16 protein-coding genes are annotated in these 15,937 nt (G+C 49.5%); 9 read left to right on the top strand and 7 right to left on the bottom strand.

Features of this window, described 5'->3' with window-relative positions; genetic code table 11:
• Nucleotides 1-186: 186 nt before the first annotated feature.
• On the top strand, nucleotides 187-369 hold the full coding sequence (locus JUF22_RS04165; RefSeq protein ID WP_203643731.1) for a YlcI/YnfO family protein: 183 nt from the start codon (nucleotides 187-189) through the stop codon (nucleotides 367-369).
• 490 nt (nucleotides 370-859) lie between these two features.
• Here JUF22_RS04165 and JUF22_RS04160 read toward each other — a convergent pair whose 3' ends face one another.
• The 3 genes from JUF22_RS04160 to JUF22_RS04150 form a co-directional block, all read right to left on the bottom strand.
• On the bottom strand, nucleotides 860-1,183 hold the full coding sequence (locus tag JUF22_RS04160) for a type II toxin-antitoxin system RelE family toxin (protein WP_236000713.1): 324 nt from the start codon (nucleotides 1,181-1,183) through the stop codon (nucleotides 860-862).
• The gene (locus JUF22_RS04155) at nucleotides 1,180-1,515 is read right to left on the bottom strand and encodes a type II toxin-antitoxin system Phd/YefM family antitoxin (protein WP_203643729.1); all 336 of its coding nucleotides are present in this window, start codon (nucleotides 1,513-1,515) and stop codon (nucleotides 1,180-1,182) included. The genes JUF22_RS04160 and JUF22_RS04155 overlap by 4 nt, the downstream gene beginning before the upstream one ends.
• A gap of 151 nt (nucleotides 1,516-1,666) precedes the next feature.
• Complete coding sequence (locus JUF22_RS04150) at nucleotides 1,667-2,029, bottom strand: hypothetical protein (protein WP_203639725.1); 363 nt, start codon at nucleotides 2,027-2,029, stop codon at nucleotides 1,667-1,669.
• A 591-nt stretch (nucleotides 2,030-2,620) separates the two neighbouring features.
• Between JUF22_RS04150 and JUF22_RS04145 the strand changes: the two genes are divergently transcribed.
• Nucleotides 2,621-4,000 carry a hemolysin family protein gene (locus tag JUF22_RS04145; protein WP_203643727.1) on the top strand — a complete coding sequence of 460 codons (1,380 nt, stop codon included), beginning with the start codon at nucleotides 2,621-2,623 and terminating at the stop codon, nucleotides 3,998-4,000.
• Between the two features lie 42 nt (nucleotides 4,001-4,042).
• Here the strand turns inward: JUF22_RS04145 and JUF22_RS04140 are convergent, their stop codons facing one another.
• Nucleotides 4,043-4,912, bottom strand: coding sequence for a LysR family transcriptional regulator (locus tag JUF22_RS04140; protein ID WP_203643725.1), 870 nt, complete (start codon nucleotides 4,910-4,912; stop codon nucleotides 4,043-4,045).
• Nucleotides 4,913-5,031: 119 nt separating this feature from the next.
• On the opposite strand from JUF22_RS04140, the gene JUF22_RS04135 reads away from it, so the two are divergent.
• The 3 genes from JUF22_RS04135 to JUF22_RS04125 all read left to right on the top strand — a co-directional run bounded on the left by JUF22_RS04135 (nucleotide 5,032) and on the right by JUF22_RS04125 (nucleotide 8,521).
• Nucleotides 5,032-6,012 carry a zinc-dependent alcohol dehydrogenase gene (locus tag JUF22_RS04135; protein WP_203643723.1) on the top strand — a complete coding sequence of 327 codons (981 nt, stop codon included), beginning with the start codon at nucleotides 5,032-5,034 and terminating at the stop codon, nucleotides 6,010-6,012.
• 13 nt (nucleotides 6,013-6,025) lie between these two features.
• Nucleotides 6,026-6,868: an SDR family oxidoreductase gene (locus tag JUF22_RS04130; protein WP_203643721.1), complete on the top strand. Its 843-nt coding sequence runs from the start codon at nucleotides 6,026-6,028 to the stop codon at nucleotides 6,866-6,868.
• Between the two features lie 723 nt (nucleotides 6,869-7,591).
• Complete coding sequence (locus tag JUF22_RS04125; RefSeq protein WP_203643713.1) at nucleotides 7,592-8,521, top strand: AEC family transporter; 930 nt, start codon at nucleotides 7,592-7,594, stop codon at nucleotides 8,519-8,521.
• Between the two features lie 53 nt (nucleotides 8,522-8,574).
• Here the strand turns inward: JUF22_RS04125 and JUF22_RS04120 are convergent, their stop codons facing one another.
• Together JUF22_RS04120 and JUF22_RS04115 are read right to left on the bottom strand one after the other, a co-directional pair.
• The gene (locus JUF22_RS04120; protein WP_203643711.1) at nucleotides 8,575-10,008 is read right to left on the bottom strand and encodes a DHA2 family efflux MFS transporter permease subunit; all 1,434 of its coding nucleotides are present in this window, start codon (nucleotides 10,006-10,008) and stop codon (nucleotides 8,575-8,577) included.
• A 134-nt stretch (nucleotides 10,009-10,142) separates the two neighbouring features.
• Nucleotides 10,143-11,657, bottom strand: coding sequence for an ABC-F family ATP-binding cassette domain-containing protein (locus JUF22_RS04115; protein WP_203643709.1), 1,515 nt, complete (start codon nucleotides 11,655-11,657; stop codon nucleotides 10,143-10,145).
• A 652-nt stretch (nucleotides 11,658-12,309) separates the two neighbouring features.
• Between JUF22_RS04115 and nrdI the strand changes: the two genes are divergently transcribed.
• Both nrdI and JUF22_RS04105 read left to right on the top strand, forming a co-directional pair.
• A complete protein-coding gene (gene nrdI / locus JUF22_RS04110) occupies nucleotides 12,310-12,780 on the top strand; it encodes a class Ib ribonucleoside-diphosphate reductase assembly flavoprotein NrdI (RefSeq protein WP_203643707.1) in 471 nt (156 codons plus the stop codon).
• Entirely contained in the window at nucleotides 12,777-13,535 is a 759-nt protein-coding gene (locus JUF22_RS04105) for an NADPH-dependent oxidoreductase (RefSeq protein ID WP_203643705.1), read from the top strand. Before nrdI ends, JUF22_RS04105 begins: the two co-directional genes overlap by 4 nt.
• Nucleotides 13,536-13,602: 67 nt before the next feature.
• On the opposite strand, the gene JUF22_RS04100 is transcribed toward JUF22_RS04105, so the two are convergent.
• Nucleotides 13,603-14,715, bottom strand: coding sequence for an AAA family ATPase (locus JUF22_RS04100; protein ID WP_203643703.1), 1,113 nt, complete (start codon nucleotides 14,713-14,715; stop codon nucleotides 13,603-13,605).
• A 268-nt stretch (nucleotides 14,716-14,983) separates the two neighbouring features.
• Between JUF22_RS04100 and JUF22_RS04095 the strand changes: the two genes are divergently transcribed.
• The gene (locus tag JUF22_RS04095; RefSeq protein ID WP_236000712.1) at nucleotides 14,984-15,355 is read left to right on the top strand and encodes a hypothetical protein; all 372 of its coding nucleotides are present in this window, start codon (nucleotides 14,984-14,986) and stop codon (nucleotides 15,353-15,355) included.
• On the top strand, nucleotides 15,356-15,778 hold the full coding sequence (locus JUF22_RS04090) for a helix-turn-helix domain-containing protein (RefSeq protein WP_203643701.1): 423 nt from the start codon (nucleotides 15,356-15,358) through the stop codon (nucleotides 15,776-15,778).
• Nucleotides 15,779-15,937: the final 159 nt, after the last annotated feature.

The raw sequence follows: 15,937 nt of genomic DNA, 5'->3' as shown, positions 1-15,937 counted from the left end.
TCCCATTCTCAGTGACCTATCAGCCTCTTTTTATTCACTGACCTTATCCACTGACCCTTAACTGCTTAAAAATCAGTCCAACTTTCAAAGAACCCTCCTCACATCTAAGACAAAATGCAGTGCTTTATGCAGTGCATATTATCGGGACATTTTTACTTAAACTTGTCTTCCAGGAGGTGATTGCAAATGGCATTCAAGATTCGACATGATCGTAAAGAAACCGTCAACAAAACAGTTCGGTTTCCGCTGGAACTGGTAGAAAAGATTGAACACGCGATTGAAGGTGAGGACGTCACCTTTTCAACCTTTGTGATTCAAGCTTGTGAATATGCGCTCGACAATATGGAAGATGATAAAGATAAGAGGTGAAAGTCAATTGTTTAAAGGCTTATACAAATAATATCGCAATACATTTAGCAATGCAATATGTATTACGATTCACTTTTTTGCTTTATATTCTAAATCTTTGTCTTGTGTAGTAATTCCGACAAAAAGTCATCTAAATCAAAACTAGATGGCTTTTTACATACGTCTTTGCTTAATCAGTAACTCCCAACGGATAGGTTACAATTCGCGGAAATAGCCGAACTGTTATCAAAAACGCCAATCTGTTAAAAAGTCATTAATCAAAAATATTTGGCGGATGATTATTTCGGCTTTTTCGACAAATCTTTCGCGTAATTCTGCATTCTTTTCACTAATGAAAACAAAATTTGAGCAAGCTAACTACCACGTGGCCCATTTTGGGATAGTGACTGACTCACCCACAATTTAAGAGCCAGATTCTTAAAAATCTTTGCAAAAAAGGAGCAACCGGTTCACACCAGTTGCTCCAAATCCCTCACTAATTATCTCGAGACTAATTTTTAAATTGGGACAAGCGCTGTGCAGCGTCACGATAGACCGCTTTATCTTCTCGCTTGCCAATGGGTAGTATTTGAATGATTTGAATTCCTTGATCAGCCTGTCTGAAAACTATTCGTAACCCCATACGCTGGTTCTTTAGCTTACGGCAATTAATCAAGCTTCCCGCTAACGGCTGACCAGCCTGCATCCCGAGCTTTCTAATTCTGTTTAAGCCTTTATCGACAAAGACTTTCTGGGAACCGTCTAATTTTTGATAGTCATTCCGCGCTTCTGCTAAATAGACAATTGCATATGTTTCAGTCTTATCCGGCATCATTCCCAACCATCATTTTCATCAATCACTGGCTTTTCATCAGCTACGGAACCCCGAACCGTTTTATCATCAACCAAAGGTGTCGGGGCTTGTGCCTGCTTCAGCAAACGCTGCGAGACCAGATAATCTTGTTCCATTTCAAATAGCTTCTCTTGAAGTTCCTCATTTTGATTAACCAGCTTTTCATAATCTGCCACTGCAAAAACAACCCCCGCCGGTTGATCACGATTAAAAACATAAACGCCGGTTTTTTTGTCGCCCGCTTCATCAAACAGTTTTTTAGGAGACTTTTTTAAATCAGTGATATTACTGATTGGCACGTTCATCGTTTGCATTCCAAGCACCTTCTCTTTTAGCATATAGTACCATGTTCACCAGAGACCTCCTAAGAAAATGGCTTTTATCCGTCTTAACAAAGTTTTTTAAATGTTTCATTGCCATAAAAAAAGAGCAGCCAGCTCACACCAGTTGCTCTCCAAGTTAAATTTAGTAAGTTTCTTGTTGCACATCGTTGTCGATGATATTTTCATCGAGCGCTTCTGACAGCTTGTGTAAGCCGGCATCACGCGTTTTGATAATGTCCATGTTAAAGATGATGGAATCAATATCGCCACCAGCAAAGTCAAATTGTTCGAAGTAGACGTAAGGATCGTGGTCTTCGTCGTCGTTTAAGAAATGCTTCGTTACAGCATCAGATAAAGCGGTCGCCCATTCTAAATCTGCCATCTTTGGTAAATCTTTCTTCGTCACATACCCCGGATCAAGAACCAACTTTGACGCCTTTTCAACGTCCTCGTCAGGAATTACTACGGTCGGTTTCTTTGTTTCTTCCTTTGGTGTATCTGCCATAATCAAAATCTCCTTTGATGTTTCTGACTTTAGTCTAGTCCTTTTTCGGGCAAACGTTAAGTATTCCATGTGACTTGTGTTAGTTAGACGGTTAAATGGTCCGCCAGCAGGGTGAATTTCACGCTAATCGGTTCGATGCGAGGTAGACTGTTCGCAACCACCTCTGAGATGGTAAAAATAAAACTGGTTTGCGGTGGTCACCGTCTATTTTTCTGACCCCAACGTCTAGGTTCTGCCATCAAAACAGTCCGCGGCGTATTTGTCTCTACTCACCACTTTTCTTCTATGTAAATACCTAGCCACACGAGTAACTTCGTTCGTCAGTCTATTTTTAGCCAGAATCCGCATCAACACTGACTTCCCCGCCGAATAATCAGTGAGAACGCCTCGCTGATCCCTTTGCCTGTCAACCACCACCCCCACCCAAATCCCCGGCCCACGCAATTTTTGGTAAAATTCCACTTATTTTGCGATGTTCGGTTGCGTCGGACCGCTATAAAGGGTAAAATTTGCTTCAATTCACCCCCTGTGAAAAGGCGGTGAGACGCGCTATAATGAAGAGATAGAACTATATGAAATGAGGAATGATGTGTGGATAGCGGTCAGATAGTTGTAAATCTAATTATTATTTTAATTACCTTCTTTTTTGCAGCTTTCTTTGTTGCCTGCGAGTTTGCTTTGGTCCAAACCCGGCCTAGTGCCCTGGAGGAAAAAATTGCCGAAAGAGACAAGCCATCGACCAAGCTGAATCGGGCCATGAAAATGGTCACCAATTTGAATGAATATTTATCAACGACTCAAGTGGGGGTTTCCCTCGCCGGAATCATCTTAGGGTGGATCGGGGAAACGTTCTTCGTTGACCTGCTGCTCGGCGGGATTGCGCCCGCCCACCTGAACAACGCAACGGCCCACACCATCGCCGTGATTGTCGGTGTCCTTTTACTGACGTACCTCGAAGTGGTCTTCACAGAAATTGTGCCTAAGAACATTTCCATCGACATGCCAATGAAGGTGTTAATGTTAGTGGTGACACCCCTACATTACTGCCACGTCATCTTCTACCCGTTCGTCTGGTTACTGAACAACAGTGCCTCCGGGGTCGTCAAATTGATGGGCCTGAAAGTGGCCAACGAAAGTGATGAAGTCTTTTCCCAAGCTGAAATTTTAAACCTTTCCAGAAGCGCCGTTGCCGGTGGTGAACTGGAAAAGAACGACTTGATCTACATGCAACGGGCGTTCGAGCTGAACGATAAAGTGGCCAAAGATATCATGATTGACCGGACCCAACTGGTTGTCATCGACATTACCGCCAACGTCAAGGAAGCCCTGAACGTTTACCTGCAAGAACGCTTTAGCCGGTTACCAGTCGTGGCCGACGGTGATAAGGATAAGATTCTGGGTTACGTCTACAATTATGATTTGATTCGGCAACAGCAAGTGGATTCTCACGTCCGAATCGATAAATTAATTCGCGACATTTCCACGACCCCCGAAACGACGCCTATCACCCAAGTCCTCCAACAAATGATCAAGAAACGGACCCCCATCGTTGTCGTGGTTGACGAATACGGTGGGACGTCCGGGATCATTACGGATAAGGATATTTATGAAGAACTGTTCGGGACCGTCCGCGATGAAATCGATGACGCCAACGACCAGTACATCTTCAAGCAACCCAATGGCACTTACCAGGTCAACGGGAAGATGACCACCTACGACTTTGAACGCTACTTCAACACCGATATCAAGGGCTTTGAGGCCTCAGATACGGTTACGATGGCCGGGTTTATCATTGATAACTACCCCGACGTCAAGGTCAACGATGTCATCCAACTGAAGAACTTCGACTTGAAGATCTTGGATTACGAGAACTCCTTCATCAACTGGTTAGAGGTCACGGTCAATCCGCCACAGAAGCAGATCACCACGACGGATGACACCGAAAGTGACGACAAGAAAAAAGATAAGTAATACGAAAGAAACCATCGCTCGTTTTGAGTGATGGCTTTTTGTTTACAGTAAATTTTCAAAGGCGAGAAATGCCCCCACTGTCGGATCCAAGGGGTGCCGCCGGTAACACCAACCAACTCCCATCGCATTGGGGAGCGGCGTTTGTAGCTCCCGCGTTGCCAGCCCAGTCAGGTTACTAGGCACTTGTGAGGCAGGCAGTAAGGCAAACGTCGGCGTCATTTGGAGCTGGGTGAACAAGAGGTCCAGCCCCGCCAATTGGGTCGTTTCAAAATCATGGCCGTGCAGGAGCTGCCCCGTCAGCTGGCCAAACTGCGTCGCTGGCACACTGGTCAACGTCAGATAGGTCAGCCCCACCAACTGATCCAGAGTCACCCGCCGGGGCAATGCCGCTAACGTACTCTTGCCGCCAACGACGACCAGATGGTCCGCTAGCTCCTGCTTCCAGACGAGTTGCCGGTCGGAATGGTCGACGATGCCAAATCCCAGGTCAGCTGCCCCTGTTAGCACATCCTGCACCGCCTGTTCCGAATCACGCTCCACCAAATCGACGGTCACGTTCGGAAACTCAGCACGGAATTTCACCAGTTGATTGATGTAGGGCTGAAACTGCTGGGCAATATAGAAGGAGACCCGCAACCGCGTCGGTACAGTCGTTTGTTCCCGCCAGATATCCAGCAGCGCGCCGTGATACGTTGCCAGCATGCGCTGGGCCGCACGATAGAGTTGCTGACCAGCGGGTGTGACCGTCACGTGATGGTGGTCACGCACCAAGAGTGGCTTCCCGACCGTCTCTTCTAACTGTTTGATTTGGGCACTAATAGCCGGTTGCGAAATAAAATTCCGTTCGGCCGCCCGGGTAAAATTTTCCAGGTCGACCACGTCAACGAAGTATTTTAACGACTCTAAATCCATTTCATGGCACCACCTTGTTATAAGTTTCACTTATCATTCATCACAATTATCCGCTATTTCCGTTTGAATGTAAACGCTTCTACAATGGGTTTGTAAGCAAATTAAGGGAGGCAACGAAGATGTTACGGAAATCAGTTTATTGGCCTAGCGCCGGTGTTGCGGAGTATCACGAGGAAGAAATCAGTGAACCCACTGGCAAAACCGTGTTGATTGCCACGCAATATTCTTTGATCAGTCAAAGCAGTGAAAACAGTTGGTTTGTGAATGATAAAGCCCACGTTGTGTTGGGCACCACTTTTCCCTTCATCCCCGGATACAGTTCTGCCGGTGTCGTCGAAGCAGTTGGCGAAGACGTCACAAAATTTAAGCCCGGCGACCGCGTCATCGGTGCGCCCGTCTACGGCGCCCACTCCAACTACACTTACGTTGAAGAGAATGCCGTCTACCCGGTTCCCGACGACGTTCAACTAGACGATGCCGTCTTCTACAACTTAGGCATGACCGCCCTCTTTACGCTGGACAAGGCCGACTTGCGTTTAGGCCAGTCCGTGGCCATCATTGGGGCCGGCGTCGTGGGCCAAATTGCCATTCAGGCGGCCAAGGCAAACGGCCTGCATCCCATCGTTGCCTTTGATATTCAGGAACAACGGCGGCAAGCTGCCAAGAAGGCTGGCGCCGACATCGTTCTTGATCCGAATGATTCGGCAGCCATTGAAGCCCTCATCGGTAAACTGAACGGTGGCGTCGATGCGGCGCTGGACGTGTCCGGTAGTAATCCCGGCATGAACCTGGCCATTCACCTCGCTCGGCCACTGGGTAAGGTCGTCTTCTGCACGGCCAACAATGATCCACAAACGTTGAATTACGGCGAATTTTTCATTAAAAACCTGACCATTCTGGGCGACTTCGTGAATACCGAAATGGACCGGCAACGCAAGGCCATCAAGAACTTCCTGTGGCTCCTGTCGACCAAGAAGATTATCGCGCCTGCCCACAGCGATACCATTTACGACCCAACCGACGAAAACATTAAGATGCTTTACGGTAAGGTTCTGAAACACGACAATACGATTAATAACCCCATCTTCAAATGGCGTTAAGGAGGAAATACTCATGAAAGTACTAGTTACCGCATCATTTGGTCACATCGGTCAAAAGGTGATTCCCTTATTGGCTCAAAACAACGTCGACGTCGTGGCAGTCGACCCAGACCCCGCTAACGAGGCGGCTTTGAAAAAACTAGGCGCTAGTCAAGTCATCATTGGTGACCTGCGTCGTGACGAAATCATCGACCAGGCCGTTGCCGGCGTCGACAAGGTCCTGTTAATTTTGCCAGACGCCCTCGATGGCATGGTTCCCATGGCCGAACGGCTCATTAGTGCCGCCGAAAAGGCCAACGTCACCCACTTCGTCTTCTCCTCCTGCCTGAACACGGTCATGGAATTGGCCCAACACTGGGAAAAATACGAAATCGAAGACCGACTGATGGGGTCAATCCTAAATTACACCATTACCAAGCCCAGTGGTTACCTGGAAGGCCACTTCCCCGCCGGTGCCGACAGCGTCTTTGAGACTGGCGTGCTGACCACTTTCATCAAGGTCGACCAGCCTTCTAACCTGATCAGTCTTAATGATATCGCAGCCGCCAACGTCAAGGTCCTGCTGAGTGATGACGAATACTACGCCTGCTCCCTGGATCTCTGCTCTAAGGGCAACCGAACGACCCGCGAGTACGCGCAGGAAATCTGTGACAAGACCGGGAAACAGCTCAAAATCAATTTGATTCCGGTGCCTGATTTTCCATCCGTGCACGCCAACGATCAATTCGGTCGGATTGCCACCTATCATGGCAACCACCCGTATAAGGGTAACCCACTGGACTTCAACGCCCTGATGGGTCGGCCAGCGAAAACCTTTAGCGAATACGTCGATGAGGTTTTAGCCGTTAAAGCTTAAGCACAAATAAACGCCCCCGTTGCCAACTTGGCAGCAGGGACGTTTTTGTTTACCACACTATGTACGCTGACAGGAATCAGGCCTAGTCAACGCTGATTTACCGCAACCGCACTAACCCCTTAACAAAGTAAAACACGCCGCCCCAAAACAGCAGGAAGCAGACCCACCAGAAAACACTGGTTAGCCGAAATGGCAGGATATTCCAAATCATTAAAAACATAATCAGGAGTCCGCTCCAAAAATCCAATGAATGCACAAAACGTCGATTAAATTGCATGGCTCCTCCTACTTTTTCTGCCGACTAGGGCTGACAAACATCCCCCGCGACAACTCATAAACGCCGACAATGACTAGAATACCCGAGATAATCCACTCAAATACGCTATTCCCGGTCAAAGGTGAGAACCCCCACCCACTCAAAACCAGGGCCACGATGCCGCCCCAAAAATTCGATGAACGATAAAATTCTTTATTAAACGTCACGCTGATTCCGCCTTCCACTGACTATTAGCTCTTATTCTAGCACTAATGGACAGGGGATTAACTAGCAATCATTGACACGCTGGCTAGTTAGGCCGAAGATGAACGTATGTCGTTATTTCTGGCACGGAATTTTTTGATTGACCGAACCATCACTGGCAAATAATGCCGACTCACATCCACTATTTTTATCGGCCTGATCAGGCACTGACAACAACCCCATTCTGAAAGGAAGCTAATCGCGTGGATATTGCGCAGCTATCGAACCAAATCATCCTCATGTTCATCCTCATGGCGGTCGGCCTGCTGACGAACAAACTCGACTTCATGCACGGACAAACGGCGACCGACCTCACCAACATCTTGCTCTACATCGTGTCGCCCTGCCTCATCGTGAACGCGTTTGAACAGCGCTTCTCCGCTAGCCGCCTGCAGGCCCTCGCCATGGTCATGCTGGGCATTCTTCTGACATACGCCGTCATGGTCCTGGTGACCAACCTAGTCTTCAAACGGATAGCGGACACCAACCTGCAACGCATCATGCGCTTCGGATCCGTGTATTCCAACGCTGGCTTCATGGGCGTGCCACTGGCCAGCGCCCTCTTTGGCAGCACCGGTGTGTTCTTCGCTGTGGCCTCACTAGCCGGCTTCAACCTGTTCTGTTGGACGCACGGGATTGCCCTCTTCACCCCGAAACAACCGGGAGACCGCCACGTCAATTGGCGCCAAATTCTGCTCAATCCCAACATCATTGCAATTGTTGTGGGGCTGATTATCTTCATCAGTGCCGTCCACCTGCCAAGTCTGCTCAACCAAACTATCACCGACGTCAGCTCCATCAACACGCCGCTATCAATGATTGTCATTGGGAACAGCCTAGCCGCGGTTAAACTCAACCGGCAAACGCTGGACCCCCGCCTCTGGTGGCCCCTGCTGTTACGCAATATATTATTTCCAATTACCAACATTTTAATTTTGCGGGCATTTGGCGTCAGCGGGATTCCACTCTACACGACTGTGCTGATGGCCGCCTGCCCGGTTGCCGGTAACGTGGTCCTGTTTACACTCAAGGCCCACGGCGATACCACGCCGGCCGTTACCCTGATGAGCCTCTCAACGATTTTGTGCATGGGCACGATTCCCTTAGTCTTTGCCCTCAGTAATTTTCTCTAATGAAAAATGGTGCCTGACCAGCTTGGTCGGACACCATTTTATTTAGCGTTTATTTAACGTTCTGCCTTTGGTAAACGTAAGGCAATCAGGAAACCAATCAAGGCCAGGATAAACGTGAAGTAGAACCCATAGTGGGCCCCATTCACAAATGCACCGGCAGCATTGGTCGTCCCCTTAGCCAGGTAAGCGGCTTGGCCGATACCCAGTAAGCTGGTAGCAATCGCGGTGCCAATGGCCCCAACGACCTGCTCAAAGGTGTTCATGATGGCACTCCCATCGGCGGCGATTGGGCCGGTCAGGGCGTTTAACCCGTGTGTCTGGGATGGTGACATCGCTAACGGTGCCCCAACCATCAACGTCACGTGAGCCAAGATAACGTACCAAATGGCTGAATGCGTTGAAGTTAAGGCTAACATTAAGGCACCAATCATCAGAATAATAAAGCCGATTCTGACGGGAATTCGTGCACCGATGTGGTCATACAGCCGCCCAGAAAGAGCCGAAACGATTGCGTTGACGATACCACCTGGGAACATAATGATCCCCGTCAACGCAACCGGCACCAACAGACCCTTTTGAATATACATAGGTAATAGATACATTGCGGAAAGAATGATACCGAAGTCAATCATGACCAGGATGGTCCCAATACGAAAACCAGGGATGGCAAATGCCCGCAAATTCAAAATGGGCTTTTCCACCGTTAGTTGACGATGCGTATACCACGCTAAGACGACAATCCCCAGAACCAAGGCACCAATCACAATTCCTGAGTCCCAGCCGCGATCACTCGCAAAGCTAACCCCCAAAACCAAGCTCCCAAAACCAATCGTCGACAGGATAATTGAGAGAAAATCTACTTTGGGGCGGGTGACTTCAGCAATGTTTTTCAGTGAGGTCACTGCAAAAATAAAGGCAATCACCAGTAGTGGCACAAATAACCAGAAAATCCAGCGCCAGGAAGCAACACCCAAAATCAAACCAGCCAGGGTCGGTCCCAGTGCTGGCGCGAACATGATAACCAGTCCAACCATTCCCATGGCTGCCCCAAGTTTGTAAGGTGGGAAGATTTGCATCGCCACCGTAAACATCAGGGGTAGGATTAACCCGGTCGCAATCCCTTGGATCATCCGCCCAAATAACAAGACGCCAAATCCGGGTGCCGAGGCAGAAATAACCGCCCCGACGATGAAATCAATCAAAGCAAACAGGATAACCTGCCGCGTCGTAAACCATTTCGTAATAATACTGGAGAGTGGCAGAACCACCCCAACCATTAACATATATCCGGTCACCAGCCATTGAATCGTGGCCGTTGACACGTTTAACTGCGTCATCAACTGGGGTAAGGCAATGTTCAAAGATGTTTCAGAAAACATCCCCACAAATCCCCCAATGAGCATCCCCATAATTGCAAGCATGGGGTGGGCAACCTGTACCCGCGCATGCTTCGCCATTTCTGGTTGGTCATTTTGAACTGAATCCATTTGTTTTCACACTCTCTTTCACGAATAGTCACAATGGATTACTCTACCAGAAAAAAAGCGTCTTCGTAAGTAAAACTTTTAATATTTTTTTAAATTCTCATTTTTCGCGGTGACAATTCCCCGCAACAAGTAGCCTATTTCCCCTTAATGGCCGCAATCTGCTCTCGGAGTTCCTTCAACCGTTGGGTATCGAGTTCCGGAGCCATCATCGCCTGGTCATATTCAAACTGGAGCCGTGGTAGATCACTAGCTGGGACGCCTTTAGCCGTCTTAGCCGGGTCCGTCAGCTGATGATCTGCCATGACCAACGTCCGTGTCGCCACGTGTTGCCGGAATTCCTGGTCATGCGCCACGAACAAGACAGTGCCGGGATAGCCAATCAGATAGTCTTCCAGTGCCCGTAAGGCGGGTAAGTCTAAATAGTTCGTGGGTTCGTCCAGAATCAACAGGTTGCTGGTACTGACCAGGATGGCTAGCAGTTGCAGCTTAACCTGCTCGCCCCCACTGAGGTCGCCAACTAGCCGGTCGTAAAACCGGGCCGTTAACCCAAAGGCGCCCATCACCTGACGCGTCCGGTTACCATCGAGCGCGGTTGCTGCCGACATCACCTGCCACACGGTCTTCGCCGCGGGCAACTCCGTCATGTCCTGATGAAAGTATCCGACCCGCGCGCTGGGCGCTAAGCGGGTGTTGGGCGCGTGACTCAAAATGGCTTCAATCAACGTCGACTTGCCACAGCCATTAGGGCCGGCCAGTGCCACCCGTTCGCCAGGCGTCACACTGAAACGGGCGTGCTGCAACAGGTTGTGCTTCCCACGCTTGAGGTGCAGGTCTTCCACCGCAATCAGGCGTTTACCGGTAACGGGCGGTAAGTCCGTGGCCACCAGCTTCAATGCAGCGGTCTCGTGAGGCTTGACCGTCGTTGTCTGCCGTTCGGCCCGGTCGCGTAAGGCGCGGGCCCCACGCTCCATCTTGCCGGCGTTCTGTTCACGAACCGATTGCGAGTTTGCGCGTTCCGCGGCGCTCATGCTGCGGCTGCCCTTACGGATACGGTCGGCCTTTTCGTGCCGGGCTTGCACAGCCAGGCGAAGTTTACGCCGATCATTCTGTTCGTTTTGATATTGACTCCGCGCATTCTCTCGCCGCTGTTCCCGGTACGTTTCAAACTTGGTGAAGCTCCCGTTGTATTGGGTATACACATGATCCTCGAGGGACCAGATTTGTGTCGCCACGGCTGCCAACAGCTCCCGGTCATGGGAAATGATGATTAGCAGGCCAGAGAAGTGTTGCAGCTGGCCAATTAACCAGCTTTGATGCTCGTCATCCAGGTTGGCGGATGGTTCGTCTAGAATCAACAATTCTGGCCGTTGCGCCATCGCTCGACGAATCCGGTCCAGCATGCTTTGCCCACCAGAACGACCCGCGTTCGGCGCAATTTGCGGCACTAAAATGGCTGTATCCGTCACGGCCCGTTGGCCGGTAAAGTCCGTGTCCGTGCCACAAATAATGTGGGCCAGCGTACTCTTCCCGGTCCCATTAGCGCCAATAATCCCAACCCGGTCACCAGATTGGGCGGTTAAATGTTCCGCGGTAAATAACGTTTCTCCCGCGACTGTTTTCGTTAAATTGTTTAAGGTAAGTTGTGTCAAAAAGTCGTCCCCCTTTTGAAAGCAGGGATTGAAGGGCACAAAAATAGTGGCCGCATTTCCCGTCCGGAAATGGCGCCCACTGGTTGCGTTTGGCAACTCAGTCAATGCACCATCAATCCCAATTGCAGGCCCACTCCACCCCTTGCAGGTGGTGAAGCTGACTGACATTTGTGGATTGATTAGTTACGCATCGGCTGAATACCTCGTTCTTTCTTAGATTACCAACAGAATAGCACAGGCCTTATTTTTTGACAAGTGTTTTTCTTTTGGCCTTGCCTATTGCTGACGTTTCCGGCGGCGGATTCAAGGTGCCCTGCTGTGGGGAACGGTCCCAGCCTAGAGCACCGACACAGCTGGTCACTTTGATTCGCCTCTGGTCACTAACACTGATCGCACTGCGTTCATTTTCACCAGTCCGGCTGCCGACACTTGTTTAGATCAAACCAAATAAGCAGGTTATCCATAAATAACGATTTAATTGCCTATGCTTTCCAACCTGTGCCATCACAATCATCTTCGTTCGAAATAACTAAGCCCAATCCTCGCCTTCTCATACAGACTCACCCCAAATTCACACGAAAAAATCACAACATTTCTGCTTCATTTCGAGTACACTGGGAGTAATCAGACTGTTTTGAACGGAGGCTCCTTTATGCAACCCTTACGTATTTTATTCATTTCTATCGAGGGAAATACCCGCAACTTTGTCACAAATTTGACCGCCTATGCGGCGCAACAGCATGCCACTGACCCTAGCCTGCCAACCATTGACGCCTTGGAAATCAGTGAGGTCAGCGACTTTGTTGATGAAACCCAACCTTACTTCTGTTTCGTGCCCACCTACCTGAATGGCGGCAACGGTATTGATAATGGCGTTAAGGAATTGATGACCAACGTTATGGGCGAGTACATTGCCTACAACCACAACGCGCAACAGCTTATCGGCGTCGTCGGTAGCGGGAACCGTAATTTTAACGAGCAGTATTGCTTAACGGCTAAACGATATGCCGCTCAATTTAACGCACCCTTCGTGGCGAACTATGAACTCCGGGGCGTTCCCCGTGATGAGACCCGGGTCTACGATGCCCTGGTCGCTCGCGCACGGGAGGTGGCTCAAGCATGATCAACCCGACATTAACCACGCTGCTTGACCACCGCAGCATTCGCAAATTTACCGATGAGAAGCTGACCGCCGCCGAAGTTGAAACGCTCGTCAACGCCGCGCAACACGCCGCAACCAGCACCTTTTCCCAGCAATACAGCATCATCAGTGTTACCGACCCACAGAAGCTGGCCGTCCTGGGTGAAATTACCGGGCACCACTGGTTAGAAAAGGCGGGGCACTTCTTCCTGATGGTTGCGGACCAATATCGTAACGAACAGTTGGCCCCCAAAAATGAGCGAACTGCAATCAATCTTCGCAGCACGGATAAGCTACTGGCCGGCATTTTTGACGCCTCCATTGCCACCGAGGCCATGGTCACGGCCGGTGAAAGCTTGGGTCTGGGAAGCACCGTTATGGGGAGTATCCTCAACGATACGTTGCGGGTCATCTCACTTTTCGATTTACCCGAGCTGACCTTCCCAGTTTTGGGCCTAGCCGTGGGGCATCCCGCTGAAAAGCCAGAGCAAAAGCCCCGACTTCCCAAAGAATTGATTCATTTCACCAATGCCTATCAACCGATTGTCGCCACTGATCCAATTTTAAAAACTTACGATCAGTTGATTACGTCCTACTATCATGACCGTGGCTCTAACCAGCGCGATGAAACGTTTACGCACCACATCGTCCGCGAAATGAGCCGTGACCCGAAACAGCGTGAAGAAATCTTAGTGGCCCTCATCCAGCAAGGCTTTTCCCTGGAAGCTGCCCACTAACCACTATCCTGTAAATTAAGGGGACTGAGACACCTTCTCAGCCCCCTTTTTAGTGTCCAGCTTTAAGTCATGCCATATCGGTCGTAAACGCCGTCCGCAGCGTCTCACCGTCAATTCGCTGATGGGTAAAAATCGTGGGGTGCGCCGTCATCGCCGGAATGCCTTGGCGCAGGGTGCTTTCACCCCGATAGTTTTTCTCCGCTAGACACCGTTGCTGCGGGTCCGTCTGGCTACTTAACAGGACCTCGTGGCCCGTTGAGAAGAGCAACTGACTATGGTTCACGTCGGCCGCAACCAGGGCCAACAGGGCCGTCGCCACCTCTGGCCGGACGGCGCTTGCAAACTCATCGGCAATCACCGTTTGCGGATTCTTGGCAACCTGGGCGATGATGAAAGCTAGCCCGGCAGCCACTAATTGCTGGGTCCCGGTTGAGGCCTGACGCAGCGGGAATTCGGCCACATCGACGACCTCACCCTCTTCATCGTATTTTTCGTAGAGCAAAGCCAGGTCTGGCCGGGTAAACCGCGACCCATCCAGAAACTGAAGGGCCATCTGCCGTTGCGTCACACCTGCCACTTCGCTGCCCACGGCGTGTAAGAACTGTGTCAACTGGGGAATCAGCCAGTCATCCAGCACCAAATCCGTCCGTGGACGGTCGCCTAGGACCACCAAATCTTCCGCAAACCAGCTGAAAACGGCGATTGCTGGTTGGTAATTGGCTGCCTGAAGGGTCTGTAGAAAGAGCGCGTTGGGCCGTGTGTTAGCGGCCGCTTGTTTTTGCCCGGCTGGCACACAAACGATGCCGCCATTTTGCCGTAAGAACAGCCGCTGTGACTGACCACCCGGCAGGAGAACCGCTAACTCCTCGCTCAAAATCCGTGTGGCATCGTAACTCAGCGCGTACCGATAGCGACTGCCCCCACGCTCTAGCGTCACTGCAAACCGCGTGGGAAGGCCATCACTGGTCGTGTCGAAGGCGAATGGCTGATAGGGCAGTCGATCCGTAATTTGTTCCGTGGGGGCCACCACCATCTGCTGTAACAGGGTTAAGCCTGCGAGCACAGCACTTTTCCCAGCACCGTTGAGTCCTGACAGGGCCACCCATTTCAAATCAGCGAGTGAGAGCGTAGCAGCTTCCTTGTACGACCGAAAATTCTGGAGCGTGAATGCAATAAGCATGGCGAGACCTCCCCTTTTTCTAACAGGTTACGCCACTTCATCAATTTCACAACGAATTTCACTCCAAATCAGTAAATCCGTCATTGCGATTTTAATAAGTCGTTCAAAAAAAAACATTGTTGTGAAAATGCCGATTTCATAAGGTTTCTAATGGTACCCAAATTGCAGCACTACCCCAACATTAAAAAAATCGTAAGCCATTTTTGTTTCTCCTGAGATACAAACGTGTTAGACTTCTAGCAAATAGATATTTTGAGGAGCTGGCCACTTGTCCAAGATTTGTGATCCTAAAACTGTTCACTCTTTTCTCATGACCATCAAGCACCGACGCTCCCAATGGCGATTGAGTTACCCCCAAAAAAATCTACTCACACTTTCTCAGTTAGGGCTCGGAGCGACACCTGTTCTAGATATCATCAATCGCCAGCTTACCTGGCAGGATTATATTTCCGGACCTCTAGCGGACAACCATCAACCACCTATTCCTGGGGCGATTTGGATATTTGGTTTAACTATTTTAAAACAACCGTGCTACTTGAAGTTTCAAGATCGTCCTGATGGCATTGTGATGTGGATTTCCCTTCACATCGCTGAATTTAATCTGAAATTCCCCTATCAAAATTCTAAGGAGGTCTTCTAAATGCCTAACCAACAAAAATTTTTCAATCCTGAAAAGGCATTAACTGAGCTTTACACTGAAAAATGGTTAGAGGAAACTTGTACCGTCAAAGACATCACCGACTTGACCATCCGCCATCATTACTGGGAAGCCCCGGACGGCGAGCTATGGGGGGACTTCAACTCTCCCATGGAAAATATTCACCTGGATTTTCAAGCGTATCGTCAGCGGAAAAAATTTTTAACCCCGACGGAAATCGTTCACATTAGGCAACAGCTTCACTTAACCGTTCGTGAATTCGCAGATACCTTAGGATTAGGTATCTCGACCGTTTCACAAATTGAAAATAACGAGCGCATTCAAACGAAGTATCAAGATAACCTTTTTCGTTGGGCTCAGGGAGAACGTTTCACCGCCGTCTCTAAAAAACAAAAACGTGCGTAAAAAGAGGCTGTGACATAACTAGCCTCTGTAGAACAAAAATAAGGCACGAAACCGAACTTTGGTTTCGTGCCTTATTTCCATGCTCTTGATTCTCAAGCCGTCTTCTCCTGGTGGAGACTAACTTGAGGATATTCAATGCTAGAACGAGGATTCCAGTTT

It is taken from the genome of Levilactobacillus lanxiensis (assembly GCF_016861655.1).
Classification (GTDB): Bacteria; Bacillota; Bacilli; order Lactobacillales; family Lactobacillaceae; genus Levilactobacillus; species Levilactobacillus lanxiensis.
Note: the sequence above shows the minus strand (reverse complement) of the source record. Positions and strands in the feature narration are given on the sequence as shown.